Here is a 14,990-nt window from a genome sequence, read left to right as displayed (position 1 = left end):
CGCCCGATCGCGCTGGTCGCCTTGGTCATGAGTTGAGCTGGAGTTGGCAGCCATGGTGCAGAACCTTGTAGCCGGACTGGTCGTGGTGGCTCTGATCGTGATGGGTGTGCTTGCCTACGTCCAGAAACACGAAGGGTGCCTGCACGGGCGCTCGCTGCAAACCCTCAAGCCCTGCGGATCAGTCGGCACGGAAATGTAGCGGCTACCGCAACCTGCCACGTGCTGCGACCGGCAGCGTGCCGATGATCTCTTCGCCGCGCACCATCACGACCTCGTCCATCATGTTGACGACGACGCAGACGTGATTGGGCACGATGCGGACGACATCGCCGACATTGGGCCGGGTGTTGCTGCGGGAGAGATCGAGAAAGCCGTGCTCTTCGGCAAAGCGCGCGATCTTGGCCTCGGGGTGTTCGAGGATGAGCCCGTGGCCCTCGAGCCCGCCGGTATCCGTCGTCAGCGTCTTTGATCCCGCATCGAGAATGCCGCGCTCAGGTGCGGCGCGGCTCACCACCGTCGAATAGATATGCAGCGCGCAGTCGTCCCAGGTCGCGACGCCGGCCGCGACCTGCATGCGGTCGTTGTAGATATAGGTGCCGAAGCGATGCTCGGTCGCGCCTTTCAACTTGCCAAGATTCTTCAGGTTCGGCGTGCCGCCGGTGGACACGATGGTCGCGTCAAGACCGTGGGCGCGCACGCCAGCCAGTGCCTCGTCGAAGAATGCCTGTGCGTCCGTCCAGCCGGTCTCGGTCGGATACAGCATGAAGCCGGCAAATTGCAGCCCCTTGCTAGCAGCGATCTCGCGCGCCAACGCGACGGCTTCAGTGGGTGTCTCGACGCCGGCGCGCTTGCGCCCGGTGTCGCATTCGACCACGACCGATAGCGTGCGGCCGGATGCAGCCGCCGCCTTCGGCAGGTCGGCGACGACCACCGAATTGTCCGCTGCCACGGTGACGTTTGCTTTGCCCTGCAGCGCGCCGAGCCGCGCCATCTTCTCGTCGCCGAGCAGGTTGTAGCTGATCAGGATCTCGGAGATCCCCGCGTCCGCCATGATTTCGGCCTCGCCGAGCTTCTGGCAGGTGATGCCCTTGGCGCCGGCCGCGATCTGCATCTGCGCCAGCGCCGGGTTCTTGTGGGTCTTGATGTGCGGACGATGCGCCACGCCGGCGGCATCGCACGCGGCCTGGATGCGCGCGATGTTGCGCTCGACGCGATCCATGTCGATCACGGCGCAGGGCGTGCCATATTCACGGGCGATTTTTACGGCGAGGGGAGTGGTCATGGATTATGCCTGTTCGATCTCTTCGCGCAGCACTTCAAGTTCGAGCCAGCGGTCTTCCGCCGCCGAAAGCTCCTGCTGTGCCTTGGCAATCGCGCCGGATGCGTCGTCGAATTTCTTGCGATCTTTCGTATAGAGATTCGGATCGTCAAGCAGCTTCTGCTGCTTTGCGATCTCTGCCTGCAGTTTCGCGATCGTCTTCGGCAGCGTTTCCAGCGCGTGTTTCTCGTTGAAGCTCAGCCGCCGTTTTGGTGCCGCGCTGGGCGCGCCAGTCTTCGCTTCCTTTTTCTCTTCGACGACCGCCGGCTTCACCGCCTCGCGCTGCAAATCGGCGCCGCGCTGCACCAGCATGTCCGAATAGCCGCCCGCATATTCGATCCAGCGGCCATTGCCCTCGGGCACGATGACGGACGTCACCACGCGATCGAGGAAATCGCGGTCATGGCTGATCAGGATCACGGTGCCCTCGTAATCGCCGAGCATCTCCTCCAGCACGTCGAGGGTTTCGAGATCGAGGTCGTTGGTCGGCTCGTCCAGCACCAGGAGGTTCGAGGGTTTTGCCAGCGCGCGTGCCAGCATCAGCCGGCCGCGCTCGCCGCCCGACAAGACCTCCAGCGGCGTGCGGATCTGCTCCTGCGCGAACAGGAAATCCTTCATGTAGCCGACGACATGCTTCGGCTTGCCGCCGACCATCACATGGTCGCCGCGGCCGCCGGTCAGCGCTTCCGACAGCGTCGATTTGGGATCGAGGCTTTCGCGGTGCTGATCCAGTGTCGCCATTTCGAGGTTGACGCCGAGCCGCACGCTGCCGCTGTCGGGCGTCTCCGCGCCGGTGAGCAAGTTGACCAGCGTGGTCTTGCCGGCGCCGTTCGGGCCGACCACGCCGACGCGGTCGCCGCGCTGGATGCGGGTCGAGAAATCCGCCACGATCCTACGTTCGCCGAACGCCTTGCCGATATTCTTCGCCTCGATCACCAGCCGTCCGGATTTCTCCGCCTCTGCGGCGCCGAGATTGGCGCTCCCTGCGGCGCCGCGATAGTTGCGCCGCTGCGAGCGCAGCGCATGCAGATTGGCGAGACGCTTGACGTTGCGCTTGCGCCGGCCGGAGACGCCGTAGCGCAGCCAGTGCTCTTCGTTGACGATCTTGCGGTCGAGCTTGTGCTGCTCGCGCTCTTCCTCCGCCAGCACCTCGTCGCGCCAGGCCTCGAACGCGCCAAAGCCGCGATCGATCTGCCGGATCTGGCCGCGGTCGAGCCAGGCGGTCGCGCGCGATAAATTGGTGAGGAAGCGACGGTCGTGGCTGATCAGCACCAGCGCCGAGCGCCGGTTCTGCAATTCACTCTCCAGCCATTCGATGGTCGGCAGATCGAGATGGTTGGTCGGCTCGTCCAGCAAGAGGATGTCGGGCGAGGGCGCCAGCACCCGCGCCAGCGCCGCGCGGCGAGCTTCGCCGCCGGAAAGATGCGTGGGATCCTCGTCGCCGGAGAGCCCGAGCTGTTCGAGCAGGTAGCGCGCCTGATAATGATCGTCGCCCGGTCCCAGGCCGGCCTCGACATAGGCGAGCGTGGTGGCGTGATCGCCGAAATCCGGCTCCTGCGGCAGATAGCGGATGGTCGCGCCCGGCTGCACGAAGCGGCTGCCGGAGTCGGGCTCGACCAGGCCGGCCGCGATCTTGAGCAGCGTCGATTTGCCGGAGCCGTTGCGCCCGATCAGGCACACGCGTTCTTCCGCCGATACCGACAGCTCGACGCCGGTCAATAGCGGCGTGCCGCCGAAGGTCAGTCTGATATCCTTGAGCTGGATCAGGGGCGGCGCCATCACGCTTTCCCGGCAGCAATTTGTTCGGCGCGGCGGCGCTGGATGCGGCGGATGGCGGTGTCGAGCGCCGAGAGGAACGTCGAACGGTCGCGCGGCGCGAACGATCTGGGACCGCCGGTGATCTCGCCCGACGAGCGCAGGTCGGTCATCAGATTGCGCATTGCGAGCGTCATGCCGATCGATTGCTCCGTGAACGGCTTGCCGTTCGGCGCGATCACGTCAGCGCCGGCCCTCACGCAGCGGCTCGCCAGCGGAATATCCGCGGTGATGACGATGTCGCCATTTCCAGCGCGCTCGGCGATCCAGTCATCGGCGGCATCCATGCCGGAACCGGCGGCAACGCGTTCGATCAGCGGATCCTGCGGCACGCGGATGAAATTGCCCGCGACCACGCTGACGGCAAGCCCGTGCCGCAGCGCGACGCGATAGACCTCGTCCTTCACCGGACAGGCATCGGCATCGATATAGATGCGGGTGGGGTTTTCAGTCGGCATCACGGCTTGGCGGTTCATTCGTGGCCCGCATGTAACCCATCGGGCGGAAAATTGCGAGCCGGGGGCCAGGCTTGCCACGGACCATTGATGGCGTACGATCCTGGCAGAAAACAACCGAAATAAGGGGAACCCCATGAGCGGTCCGCAAGCCTATCGCGTTTCGGCCTATAACACCTCGAAAGAGTCCGAGAACAAGATCCATGACGACACGGTCGCGCGGCGGTACGGTTTCTCGGGCGGGCTGGTCCCCGGCGTCGACGTGATGGCCTACATGATGCACCTGCCGGTTGCGACATGGGGCCGCGATTTCCTCGCGCGCGGCCTGATCGACGCGCGTTTCCTCAAGCCGGTCTATGACGGCGAGCTGGCGGAGGTGAGGGGCGAGCAGCGCGACGGCGCGCTGGCGATCGAGGTGTTCAGCCGCGGCGAGCTTTGCGCCACAGGCAGCGCGTCGCTGCCGGCTGCGGCGCCTGCGGTATCGCTGAAGGATTACACCGAGGTCGCCGCGATCGCCGAGCGCAAGCCGGTGAACGCGTCCTCCTACGAAGTCGGCAACTGGCTCGGCACGCGTTCCTACATTTGGGCCGGCGACGCCGCTACCGGCTATCTGGCCGACATCCGCGAAACCGACGGAATCTACGCGCGCGAAAATCTCGGTCATCCCGGCATGCTGCAGAAGGTGATGAACAAGCTTCTGGTCGACAACGCCATCCTCGGACCCTGGATTCACGTCGGCAGCCGCATGCAGCTTCTGTCGGCGGCGAAGACCGGCGACGCACTCACTGCGCGGGCGAAGGTCACCGCCAACTATGACAAGAAGGGCCACCGCTTCGTCGAGCTCGACGCCCTCGTCATCGCCAACGGCACCACGCCGCTGGCGCACTGCTGGCACATCGCGATCTACCAGCCGCGCGAGCAGGCCGCGGCGTAGTCATCGCCCCACCACCGACTCAACCGTCATCCCGCGCAGGCGGGGATCCAGTACGCCGCGGCTTCTCGGTGAATCTCGGACGTCTCTGCAATACTGCATCGCCCGCCTTCGCGGGCGATGACAGCGGAACGTTACGATGACAGCGGAACGTTACGCCGCCTTCGCCTTCTTCGCGTCCTGGATCGCGCGCCACACCCGCTCGGGCGTCAGCGGCATGTTGATATGCGTGACGCCAAATTCCGACAGCGCATCGACCACCGCGTTCACCACCGTGGCAAGGCTGCCGGCGCAGCCGGCTTCACCGCAGCCCTTGGTGCCGAGCGGGTTGCTCTTCGCCGGCGAGGGGTGATCGCCGACCGTCATCGACGGAATGTCCTCGGCGCGCGGCAGCGCATAGTCCATGAATGAGCCGGTGATCGGCTGGCCGCTCGCGTCGTAATTGACCTCTTCCATCAGCGCCTGGCCGATGCCCTGCGCGACGCCGCCGTGCAATTGTCCCGCGACGATCATCGGATTGACGATGGTGCCGAAATCGTTGACGCCGGTGTAGCGCACGATCTTCGTGACGCCGGTGTCCGGATCGATCTCGACCTCCGCCACATGGCAGCCGTTGGGGAAGGTCGACGGCGTCTCCTTGGTGGCGTGGTCGACATCAAGCGAGGAGGGCCCGCCTTCAGGAATCTGGCCCTCGCGCATCCGTTGCGCGAGCTCCATGATCCCGATCGAGCGGTCGGTACCGGCGATGGTGAAGCGGCCGTCGGCGAATTCGATATCGGCTTCGGATGCTTCCAGCAGATGCCCGGCGGCTTTCTTGCCCTTCTCGATCACAAGCGCGGAAGCCTCGACGATGGCCTGGCCGGTCGCGGTGATCGAGCGCGAGCCGCCGGTGCCGTTGCCGAACCGCACCAGATCGCTGTCGCCCTGTTCCAGTTTGACCTTGTCGAAGGGCACGCCGAGCTGGTCGGACAGCACCTGCGCGAATGGCGTCGCATGGCCCTGGCCGTAATCCAGCGTGCCGGTGGTCAGCGTCACCGATCCGTCGGGATCGAAGGTGATCTTGCCGAGCTCGCCGCTCGGCGGCGCGGTGACCTCCAGATACGAGCCGACCGCGATGCCGCGCAGCTTGCCGCTCTTCTTGCTCTCCCGCTTGCGCTTGGGGAAATTCTCGTAGTCGGAGATTTCCAGCGCCTTCTCGAACACGCCCTGGAAATCGCCGCTGTCGTAGGTGACGCCGGACGCGGCGGGGAAGGGCAGTTGTGACGGTTTGATGAAATTGCGCTTCCGCAAGGTGAGCCGATTGATGCCCATCTCGTCGGCGGCCTTGTCGATCAGCCGTTCCATGTAATAGTTGGCCTCGGGCCGGCCGGCGCCGCGATAGGCGCCCATCAGCGTGGTGTTGGTCAAGACCGTCTTGATGTCGACGCCGAGCAGCGGCGTGCGGTAGACGCTTGCGAGATTCTTGCCGGTGTTGAGCGACAGCGGGCCTGGCGCGACGCCGGTGATGTAGGCGCCGAGATTGCCGTAGCCGGAAAGCCGCACCGCCAGGAACTTGCCGTCGGCGTCGAGCGCCAATTCGGCATGGATGAGCTGCGCGCGGCCCTGGCTGTCGGAGAGGAAGCTGGTCGAGCGTTCGTCGGTCCATTTCACGGGACGGCCGAGTTCCTTCGCCGCATGCGCGATGGCGATGTATTCGGGATAGCTGAGGTTCTTCATCCCGAAAGAGCCGCCGACATTGGCGGTGAGGATGCGTACCTTGTCCGGCGCGACGTTGAGGATTTTCGCCAGCGTCGCCTTGTTGCCGGAGACGCCCTGGGTCGGCACCTGCAGCGTATAGCGCTCGGTCTTCTTGTCGTAGACGGCAAGCGCAACCCGCGGCTCCATCGAGACGACAGCGACGCGGGTGTTGACGATGTCGAGCGTCGTCACATGCGCGGCGCCGGCGAAGGCCGCATTGATCTTGTCGGTGTCGCCATAGTGATAGTCGAGCGCGACATTGTTCGGGATGTGGTCGTAGAGCTGCGGCGCGCCGGGCTTGGCGGCCTCGGCGGCATCCGTCACCGCCGGCAGCTCCTCGATATCGACCTCGACGGCCTCGGCCGCATCGCGCGCCTGCGCCACCGTTTCCGCCACCACGAAAGCGACGGGATCGCCGACGAAGCGGACCTTGTCGGTCGGCAGCGGCGGGCGGTTGGTCTGCAGCAGCGGCGAGCCGTCCCGGCTTTTCAGCGGCATGCCGCAGGTAAACGGGTTGTAGTTGGCGGCCGCGAGGTCGGCGCCGGTCCACACCCCCAGCACGCCCGGCATCGCCCTGGCGGCCGAGGTGTCGATGCCCTTGATGATCCCATGGGCGTGGGAGGACCGCACCATCCAGCAATAGGCCTGGCCGGGCAGGGAGAAATCGTCCGTGTATTTACCCTTGCCGCGCACCAGCGTGTCGTCCTCCTTGCGGCGGACGGGCTGTCCGACGCCGTATTTTTGCAGTGCGATAGCGTTTTCGAGAGCGGCGGGAGGCGTGTGATCTTGCATCGGAAATACCTGAATGCCGCGATTTGGAGCAATTTCGCGGGGTTTCGACCAGATAACGTAGGGTGATGTAAGCGACAACGCCCGATTAGGCATGTCGCGTGTGATGATTTGTTGCGTAGGCCTTTGGCGCTGCTAAAGTTTCCGTGAACGGAAATTCTTCGGCAGGCCGGGCGCCTCGCGGAAAGACAGTGTTGATGAAGGATGACACGCGGCCTTGCGTCGGCCTTGCGGCCCGCGAGAGCCCGTCAGGGTTGGTTACGGCGGCCGTGGAAACCGGCGTTTACGCCGCGCTCGACCTTGGCACCAACAACTGCAGGCTCCTGATCGCCTGTCCTACCGCGGACGGGTTCCGCGTTGTTGACTCCTTTTCGCGAATCATCCGGCTCGGCGAGGGTATTTCGGCGACCGGTTCCATCAGCGACGCCGCGATCGAGCGCGCGATCGCCGCGCTTTCGATCTGCAGCGACAAGATTCGCTACCGCAGGGCGAGGCGTCTGCGGCTGATCGCGACCGAGGCCTGCCGCGCCGCCGCCAATGCCGACAGTTTCCGCGCCCGCGTCGCTGCCGAGACCGGCATCGAGCTGGAGGTGATCGACCGCGAGACCGAGGCGACACTGGCCGTGATCGGCTGCTCGCCGCTGCTCGACCGACGAGGCCGCGGCGCGATCCTGTTCGATATCGGCGGTGGCTCGACCGAACTGGTGCGGATCGAGCGCGATCCGGCGAGGCCGGATGCCTCGCCCCGCATCAAATCCTGGATGTCGATCCCGCTCGGCGTGGTCAGCCTTGCCGAGCAATTCGGCGGTCGTGATGTCACAAAAGAGTTGTATGCGCGTATGGTCGCCGAGGTCGCGCAATATGTCGCTCCGTTCGCGGCCGAGCACGGCACGGATCTGCGCGACATGCACATGCTCGGAACATCAGGCACGGTGACGACGCTCGCAGGGGTGTTCCTCAACCTGCCGCGCTACGATCGCCGCCGCATCGACGGCATCTGGATGAACGATGCCGACGTCACCGCGACGATCCAGAAGCTGCTGTCCATGAGCTATCAGGAGCGCGTCAACAACAGTTGCATCAGCATCGAGCGCGCGGACCTCGTGCTCGCCGGCTGCGCCATCCTCGATGCGGTCAGGACCGCGTTCCCGCTGCCGCGGCTCAGGGTCGCCGACCGCGGCCTGCGCGAAGGCATGCTGGTCGAGATGATGCGCGAGGACGGTGCGCTGAAGGCGTGCCTGCAGGCGACGTAGCGAGATCGAGACATGGCAAAAGATTCGACCGGCCGCCTGCACATCACGGTCAAGAGCGGCGGCAAGCGAAAGTTGTCGTCGAAGCTGTGGCTGGAGCGGCAGCTCAACGATCCCTATGTCGCGAAGGCCAGGGCGCAGGGCTACCGCTCGCGCGCGGCCTTCAAGCTGGTCGAGATCGATGACAAATATCGCCTGCTCAAGCCGGGCATGACCGTGGTCGATCTCGGCGCCGCGCCAGGCGGCTGGAGCCAGGTCGCAGCCAAGCGCGTCGGCGCCGCCGAGGGCAGGGGCAGGGTGATCGCGATCGATCTGTTGGAAATGGGCGAGATCCCCGGCGTCACCTTCGCGCAGTTCGATTTCCTCGACAACGACGCGCCCGAAAAACTGATCGCGATGATGGGCGGCCGCGCGGACATCGTGATGTCCGACATGGCCGCCAACACCACCGGCCACCGCAAGACCGACCAGCTCCGCATCGTCGGCCTGGTCGAGACCGCCGCCGCCTTTGCCTGCGATGTGCTCAATCCCGGCGGCACGTTCCTGGCAAAAGTGTTTCAGAGCGGCGCCGATGCGGAGCTATTGGCGCAATTGAAGCGCGACTTCGCGACCGTGCGTCACGTGAAGCCCGCCGCCAGCCGGCAGGATTCCTCGGAGCGCTACGTGCTGGCGACCGGCTTTCGCGGCGGCACGAAGGCCGCGCCATAAACGACGGTGTCGTCCCGGGCTTGACCCGGGACCCATAACCGCAGGCTTCGGTGATGTGCTCCGCTGCAACCGCTTGCTCGCGCACAACACCTCCCTGTGGTTATGGGTCCCCGCCGTCGCGGGGACGACAGAGAGAGCGGCACGCTCCGCTCGCTCTCCTCACCCTGAGGAGATCGCGAAGCGATCGTCTCGAAGGGCGAGGCCACCGGCGGGCCTCATGGTTCGAGACGCGGCGAAGGCGCCGCTCCTCACCATGAGGGTCCAACGGCGGTCCTCGCCTCGAAGTGGAGCTATCCAGCCCCCAACGCGACCGCGATGTTGTACATCGCAAGGCTCGCCAGATACGCCAGCGCCAGCATGTAGATGAAGGTGAGCGCCATCCATCGCCAGCCTCCGGTCTCGCGGCGGATCACCGCGAGCGTCGAGGCGCATTGCGGGGCGAAGATGTACCACACCAGCAGCGACAGTGCGGTGGCGAGGCTCCACTTGGTGGCGAGCACATGGCCGATCTGGTCCGCGGCTTCCTTGCCCCCCTCAATGGCGTAGACGGTGCCGAGCGCGGCCACCGCGACCTCGCGCGCGGCCATGCCGGGGATCAGCGCCACCGCGATCTGCCAGTTGAATCCGAGCGGCGCCAGCAGCGGTTCGAGCGCCTTGCCGATCATGGCGGCGAGGCTGTAGTTGATGGCGGGTCCTTCGGCGCCGGCCGGCGCGGTCGGAAACGACGCCAGGAACCAGATCAGCACCATCATCGAGAAGATCGTCGTGCCGGCCCGCTGCAGAAACGCCTTCGCCCGCGTGTAGACGCCAATGGCGATGCTCTTCAGCCGCGGCACTTTGTAGTCGGGCAATTCCAGCATGAACGGCGCCGGCGCGTAGTCGCGCAGCATGAAGAATTTCACCAGGAACGAGACGCCGAGGGCGCTGGTGATGCCAGCCGCATAGAGGCCGAACAGAACCAGGCCGCGCAAATTGAACCAGCCCCACACGTCGCGGTCCGGAATGAACGCCGAGATGATCAGGGTGTAGACGGGAATGCGCGCCGAGCAGGTCATCAGCGGCGCGATCAGGATGGTGGTCAGGCGGTCGCGCCGGTTATCGATCACGCGCGTCGCCATGATGCCGGGGATCGCGCAGGCAAAGCTCGACAGCAATGGGATGAAGGCGCGGCCGTGCAGGCCGGCGCCGCCCATGATGCGGTCCATCAGGAACGCTGCGCGGGCCATGTAGCCGAAATCTTCCAACAGCAGGATGAATAGGAAGATGATGATGATCTGCGGCAGGAACACGATGACGCTGCCGACGCCGGAAATGACGCCGTTCTGCAGGAAGCTCTGCAGCAGCCCTTCCGGCAGCGTGTCGTGCACGAACTGGCCCAGCGCGTCGAAGCCGTCGGACAACAGTTCCATCAGCGGCTGCGCCCAGGCGAACACGGCCTGGAACATCAGGAACAGGATCAGCGCGAGGATGAAAAGTCCCGCCACCGGATGCAGCACCACCGCGTCGATCCGTGCGGTCCAGGTGTCGGGCCTGGTCGGCAGTGTGACGGCGGACGCGATAATGCGGTCGGCCTCGCGCTGGGTCGCGCGCAACTGGGAGGCGGTGAGGGGCTGCCAGCGATTCGGCCCGGCGGGTGTCTGTTCCCGCGCCGCGATCTCGTCGGTGCGGCGGAGCAGGTCGGCGATCCCGCCCTTGCGCACCGCGATCGAGGTCACGACCGGCACCCCAAGCGCTTCGGACAGTTTCGGCACGTCCACGTTCACGCCGCGGCGGGCCGCAATGTCGAACATGTTGAGCACCAGCAGCAGCGGCCGGCCGGTGTCCTTGAGCTCGAGCAGCAGGCGGATCGTCAGCCGCAGATTGGTGGCATCAGCGACGCACAGGATAAGGTCGGGCGCCGCCTCGCCCGGGGTGCGGCCCAGCACCATGTCGCGGGTGATCTCTTCGTCCGGGCTGCGCCCGCGCAACGAATAGGTGCCGGGCAGGTCCACCAGCGAAACCTGCCGTCCGGCGGGGGTGACGAAAAACCCCTCCTTGCGCTCGACGGTGACGCCCGGATAGTTCGCGACCTTCTGGCGGCTGCCGGTCAGCGCATTGAAAAGCGAGGTCTTGCCGCTGTTGGGCGTGCCAACCAGCGCGAGATGCAGGAGAGGGGCTTCCATCGGGTTATCGCTCGCTCCATCAGGCGACGATGATCGCCATGGCCTCGCGCCGGCGCAGGGCGATGGTGACGTTCTCGACCCTGACCGCGATCGGGTCGCGTCCGACGATTCCCTCGTGCAGCACCTCGACCCGGGCGCCCTCGACGAAACCGAGTTCGATCAGCCGGCTCTCGAGTTCGTGGCCGTCGAGCGCGGACGTGGCGTCGGCGGCCGCCAGATGCTGGATCACGCCGGAATACCCGCGCTTGGCCAGTCCCAATGGCTGAGATGTTCGACTATCGGCTTGTTCGCTCATTGCCCGTCTTTTCCAGTCGGGCGCGAAAGGGTCAAGCGCTGCGACCAACACGAAGCTGGGATTTAGAACGATTACAAGTTGGTGGCGCGTCCGCTATCCGAGGCGCTGATCCCGTGCATCCTGCGTGCCTTCGCTTGCGGCCTTGACGGCGGCCTTCGCCGCGCCCTTGCGGCTGGAGATCTCGACCGCCTTGCGGCCGGATATCTCGTGGCCGGCGTCATCAGGCATCTGCCAGAAGAACCAGGCCGACGCCGCCGAGATGACCGCGACCACCAGGAAGGCGGGCGCGAATACGGTCGCGGTCAACTCGCTCGCGCCATGCAGCCACATCGTCGTCTCCACCGAGAAGGCGCCGACCGCGACGCCGGCGGAGATCGCAAGCTGTTGATTGACGCTGACCAGCGTCGTGGCCCGGCTCATCTGCGCCGGCTCCACCTCGGCATACGCGACCGTGTTGATCGCGGTGAACTGCAGCGAGCGGAAGAAGCCGCCGACCACCAGGATGATCATGATCAGGAGCAACGGGGTCGCCGCCGTGAACAGCGCGCAGGCGGCAAGGAAGAGAGAACTCACCACCGCATTGACCGTCATCAGGTTGCGGAAGCCGAAGCTGCGGATGATGCGCGCAGCGAGCGTCTTCATGCCCATGGCGCCGACGGCGGACGCGAAGGTGACGAGGCCCGACTGGAACGGCGACAGCCCGAAGCCGACCTGCATCAGCAAAGGCAGCAGGAACGGCAGCGCGCCGATACCGAGGCGGAACATGAAGCCGCCGATGATGCTGGCGCGTAGCGTCGCCAAATTCAGCATCGAGAAATCCAGCACCGGCGATCCCGTCCGCCGCGCGTGGATGACGTAGAGCGTCATCGAGATCGAGCCGACCGCGATCAGCGCGGCGACCACCGTCCATGGCAACAGGTTGAGGCCGGCGACCGAAAGCCCGAAGGCGATGCCGGCAAGGCCGATGCCGGCGAGCACCATGCCATAGAGGTCGAACGGCTCCGGGTCCTCACTCTTGATCGGGTCGATGTATTTCAGCGCCATGAAGATGCCGAGGATCCCGATTGGAATGTTGATCAGGAAGATCCAGTGCCATGAGAAATAGGTGGTGATGAAGCCGCCGAGCGGTGGCCCGATCACCGGTCCGATCAGCGCCGGCACCGTCACCCACGCCATCGCATTGACCAGCGCGCTCTTGTCGATCGAGCGTAACAGCACCAGCCGCCCGACCGGCGTCATCATCGCCCCGCCGAGTCCCTGCAGGATGCGCGCGAACACGAAATCGGTGACCGAGGACGACAGCGCGCAGCCGATCGATCCCAGCATGAACACGCCGACCGCCGCCGCAAAGACCAGTCGCGCGCCGAACCGGTCGGCAGTCCAGCCGCTCGCCGGAATGAACACCGCAAGCGAGAGCAGGTACGAGGTGATCGCGAGCTTCAGCGTCAGCGGACTGGTGCCGATATCGGCCGCGATCGCCGGCAGCGAGCTGGCAATAACAGTCGAATCCATGTTCTCCATGAACAGGGCGGTGGCGACGATCAGCGGGATCAGGCGTTGCTTGTCCATGGAGTCAGAGGCTTGAGAAGCGGGCGGGCGCGGACGGGCTGTACCACCCGGCTACCAGACTGGCTATTGCGGAACCCGCATGACGACCTAGATCCTCTGCGACGCTCGATTTTGGCGTTTCCCGACGCGATTCTGCACCCAAAGCGGGCGATGTCAGATCGGGACAGGCGCTGAAAAAGCCTGTGCATGGCTGGCAAACACTTTGATTCGTCATGGCACCATGCTATCGACCAGCGTCAACCCCACCGATGGGCTCCGATTCGACGGCGATGCGAGAGGCAGCGCCGGGAGGCGGCGCTCATCCTTTTACGTTATCGCGGCGGATCGCCGCCGAAAGGAGTTGGCAATGGCGACGGTACAGGCATCCCCCGCGATCCGCGAGGCTTTCACGTTTGACGACGTACTGCTGAAGCCGGGCCTCTCGGATGTGCTTCCTTCCGAAGTGGACATCCGCTCCTACGTCACCCGCGCCATCCCGCTCAATATCCCGATCATCGCCTCCGCGATGGACACCGTCACCGAAGCGCGCATGGCGATCGCGATGGCGCAGTCCGGCGGCATCGGCGTGATCCACCGCAATTTCGATCCCGAGGGCCAGGCCGCTCAGGTGCGGCAGGTGAAGAAGTTCGAATCCGGCATGGTGGTCAACCCGCTCACCATCGGTCCCGACGCGACGCTGGCGGACGCGCTGACGCTGATGAAGGACCACGGCATCTCGGGCATCCCCGTCGTCACCGGCGGGGCCAAGAACGTCCCCGGCAAGCTGGTCGGCATCCTCACCAACCGCGACGTGCGCTTTGCCACAGATCCCAGGCAGAAGGTCTCGGAGCTCATGACGCGCGAAAACCTCGTCACGGTGCGCGAGGGCGTCAGCCAGGATGAAGCCAAGCGGATGCTGCACAAGCACCGTATCGAAAAGCTCCTGGTCGTCGATGATCAGTATCGCTGCGTCGGCCTGATCACCGTGAAGGACATCGAAAAGGCGGTCGCGCATCCGCTGGCGTCCAAGGACGGACAGGGCCGCCTGCGCGTCGCCGCGGCGACTACGGTCGGCGAGGGCGGTTTCGAGCGCACCGAGCGGCTGATCGACGCCGGCGTCGATCTCATTGTCGTGGACACCGCGCACGGTCATTCCTTGCGCGTGCTGGAAGCGGTCAACCGCATCAAGCGGCTCTCCAACGCGGTGCAGGTGATCGCCGGCAATATCGCGACCAGGGACGGCGCGCAGGCGCTGATCGATGCCGGCGCCGATTCGATCAAGGTCGGCATTGGCCCGGGTTCGATCTGCACCACCCGTATCGTCGCCGGCGTCGGCGTGCCGCAGCTCACCGCGATCATGGATGCGGTCGAAGCGGCGAAGAAGGCCAATGTGCCCGTGATCGCCGACGGCGGCATCAAATATTCCGGCGATCTCGCCAAGGCGCTCGCCGCCGGTGCCGACATCGCGATGGTCGGCTCGCTGCTCGCCGGCACCGATGAAACGCCCGGTGAAGTCTTCCTGTGGCAGGGCCGCTCCTATAAGGCCTATCGCGGCATGGGCTCGGTCGGCGCGATGGCGCGCGGCTCGGCCGACCGCTACTTCCAGCAGGACATCAAGGATACGCTGAAGCTCGTCCCTGAAGGCATCGAGGGGCAGGTGCCCTACAAGGGCCCGGTCGCCAATGTGATGCATCAGCTCGCCGGCGGCCTGCGCGCTGCGATGGGCTATGTCGGCGCCAGGAATATCGCCGAATTCCACGGCAAGGCGGAATTCATCCGCATTACCGGCGCGGGTCTTCGCGAGAGCCACGTCCACGACGTCACTATCACGCGCGAATCCCCGAACTATCCGGGCGGGGCGTAAAAAACTTTCTTCCGGTCATTTTTCCTCCGTCATTCCGGGGCGATGCGAAGGCATCGAACCCGGAATCTCGAGATTCCGGGTTCGGTCCTCCGGACTGCCCCGGAATGACGGCGTTTGA

The 14,990-nt window shown here is 65.4% G+C and carries 12 protein-coding genes; 5 read left to right on the top strand and 7 right to left on the bottom strand.

Features of this window, described 5'->3' with window-relative positions; translation table 11 throughout:
- The first annotated feature begins 52 nt into the window (after positions 1-52).
- Positions 53-199 (top strand): hypothetical protein, encoded by a 147-nt coding sequence (locus I6F35_RS04235; protein ID WP_225116381.1) that lies wholly within the window; start codon positions 53-55, stop codon positions 197-199.
- 3 nt (positions 200-202) lie between these two features.
- Here I6F35_RS04235 and I6F35_RS04230 read toward each other — a convergent pair whose 3' ends face one another.
- From I6F35_RS04230 to I6F35_RS04220, 3 genes are read right to left on the bottom strand one after another with little or no spacing between them, the layout of a single operon-like run.
- Positions 203-1,282, bottom strand: coding sequence for a D-TA family PLP-dependent enzyme (locus I6F35_RS04230; RefSeq protein WP_225116380.1), 1,080 nt, complete (start codon positions 1,280-1,282; stop codon positions 203-205).
- Positions 1,283-1,285: 3 nt separating this feature from the next.
- Positions 1,286-3,097, bottom strand: coding sequence for an ATP-binding cassette domain-containing protein (locus I6F35_RS04225; RefSeq protein ID WP_225116379.1), 1,812 nt, complete (start codon positions 3,095-3,097; stop codon positions 1,286-1,288).
- Positions 3,097-3,609 carry a YaiI/YqxD family protein gene (locus I6F35_RS04220; RefSeq protein WP_225116378.1) on the bottom strand — a complete coding sequence of 171 codons (513 nt, stop codon included), beginning with the start codon at positions 3,607-3,609 and terminating at the stop codon, positions 3,097-3,099. Before I6F35_RS04220 ends, I6F35_RS04225 begins: the two co-directional genes overlap by 1 nt.
- A 115-nt stretch (positions 3,610-3,724) precedes the next feature.
- Here I6F35_RS04220 and I6F35_RS04215 point away from each other — a divergent pair, with 115 nt between their 5' ends.
- Positions 3,725-4,522, top strand: coding sequence for a hypothetical protein (locus I6F35_RS04215; RefSeq protein WP_225116377.1), 798 nt, complete (start codon positions 3,725-3,727; stop codon positions 4,520-4,522).
- A 150-nt stretch (positions 4,523-4,672) separates the two neighbouring features.
- Here I6F35_RS04215 and I6F35_RS04210 read toward each other — a convergent pair whose 3' ends face one another.
- Positions 4,673-7,048, bottom strand: a complete 2,376-nt coding sequence (locus I6F35_RS04210; protein WP_225116376.1) for a xanthine dehydrogenase family protein molybdopterin-binding subunit — start codon at positions 7,046-7,048, stop codon at positions 4,673-4,675.
- 194 nt (positions 7,049-7,242) lie between these two features.
- On the opposite strand from I6F35_RS04210, the gene I6F35_RS04205 reads away from it, so the two are divergent.
- Both I6F35_RS04205 and I6F35_RS04200 read left to right on the top strand, forming a co-directional pair.
- Positions 7,243-8,298: a Ppx/GppA phosphatase family protein gene (locus I6F35_RS04205; protein WP_225116375.1), complete on the top strand. Its 1,056-nt coding sequence runs from the start codon at positions 7,243-7,245 to the stop codon at positions 8,296-8,298.
- A 12-nt stretch (positions 8,299-8,310) separates the two neighbouring features.
- Positions 8,311-9,003: an RlmE family RNA methyltransferase gene (locus tag I6F35_RS04200; protein WP_225116374.1), complete on the top strand. Its 693-nt coding sequence runs from the start codon at positions 8,311-8,313 to the stop codon at positions 9,001-9,003.
- Positions 9,004-9,293: 290 nt separating this feature from the next.
- Here the strand turns inward: I6F35_RS04200 and I6F35_RS04195 are convergent, their stop codons facing one another.
- From I6F35_RS04195 to I6F35_RS04185, 3 genes are all read right to left on the bottom strand, one after another.
- Positions 9,294-11,165 (bottom strand): ferrous iron transporter B, encoded by a 1,872-nt coding sequence (locus tag I6F35_RS04195; protein WP_225116373.1) that lies wholly within the window; start codon positions 11,163-11,165, stop codon positions 9,294-9,296.
- A gap of 19 nt (positions 11,166-11,184) precedes the next feature.
- Entirely contained in the window at positions 11,185-11,460 is a 276-nt protein-coding gene (locus I6F35_RS04190; RefSeq protein ID WP_225116372.1) for a FeoA family protein, read from the bottom strand.
- 93 nt (positions 11,461-11,553) lie between these two features.
- Positions 11,554-13,029: an MFS transporter gene (locus I6F35_RS04185; RefSeq protein WP_225116371.1), complete on the bottom strand. Its 1,476-nt coding sequence runs from the start codon at positions 13,027-13,029 to the stop codon at positions 11,554-11,556.
- A gap of 346 nt (positions 13,030-13,375) precedes the next feature.
- Between I6F35_RS04185 and guaB the strand changes: the two genes are divergently transcribed.
- Complete coding sequence (gene guaB, locus I6F35_RS04180) at positions 13,376-14,872, top strand: IMP dehydrogenase (protein WP_225116370.1); 1,497 nt, start codon at positions 13,376-13,378, stop codon at positions 14,870-14,872.
- The last annotated feature ends 118 nt before the right edge of the window (positions 14,873-14,990 follow it).

The organism is Bradyrhizobium sp. BRP22 (assembly GCF_020194175.1).
In the GTDB taxonomy this organism is placed as follows: Bacteria; Pseudomonadota; Alphaproteobacteria; order Rhizobiales; family Xanthobacteraceae; genus Bradyrhizobium.
The sequence above is the reverse complement of the archived record's forward strand: the minus strand, read 5'-3'. Positions and strand labels throughout refer to the sequence as shown.

Excerpts from the sequence above, each read along its gene's own strand:
- I6F35_RS04220 (WP_225116378.1), bottom strand. The coding sequence starts at position 3,609 with ATGAACCGCCAAGCCGTGATGCCGACTGAAAACCCCACCCGCATCTAT.
- I6F35_RS04190 (WP_225116372.1), bottom strand. The coding sequence starts at position 11,460 with ATGAGCGAACAAGCCGATAGTCGAACATCTCAGCCATTGGGACTGGCC.
- I6F35_RS04195 (WP_225116373.1), bottom strand. The coding sequence starts at position 11,165 with ATGGAAGCCCCTCTCCTGCATCTCGCGCTGGTTGGCACGCCCAACAGC.
- I6F35_RS04200 (WP_225116374.1), top strand. The coding sequence starts at position 8,311 with ATGGCAAAAGATTCGACCGGCCGCCTGCACATCACGGTCAAGAGCGGC.
- I6F35_RS04210 (WP_225116376.1), bottom strand. The coding sequence starts at position 7,048 with ATGCAAGATCACACGCCTCCCGCCGCTCTCGAAAACGCTATCGCACTG.
- guaB (WP_225116370.1), top strand. The coding sequence starts at position 13,376 with ATGGCGACGGTACAGGCATCCCCCGCGATCCGCGAGGCTTTCACGTTT.
- I6F35_RS04185 (WP_225116371.1), bottom strand. The coding sequence starts at position 13,029 with ATGGACAAGCAACGCCTGATCCCGCTGATCGTCGCCACCGCCCTGTTC.
- I6F35_RS04215 (WP_225116377.1), top strand. The coding sequence starts at position 3,725 with ATGAGCGGTCCGCAAGCCTATCGCGTTTCGGCCTATAACACCTCGAAA.
- I6F35_RS04230 (WP_225116380.1), bottom strand. The coding sequence starts at position 1,282 with ATGACCACTCCCCTCGCCGTAAAAATCGCCCGTGAATATGGCACGCCC.
- I6F35_RS04225 (WP_225116379.1), bottom strand. The coding sequence starts at position 3,097 with ATGGCGCCGCCCCTGATCCAGCTCAAGGATATCAGACTGACCTTCGGC.
- I6F35_RS04205 (WP_225116375.1), top strand. The coding sequence starts at position 7,243 with ATGAAGGATGACACGCGGCCTTGCGTCGGCCTTGCGGCCCGCGAGAGC.
- I6F35_RS04235 (WP_225116381.1), top strand. The coding sequence starts at position 53 with ATGGTGCAGAACCTTGTAGCCGGACTGGTCGTGGTGGCTCTGATCGTG.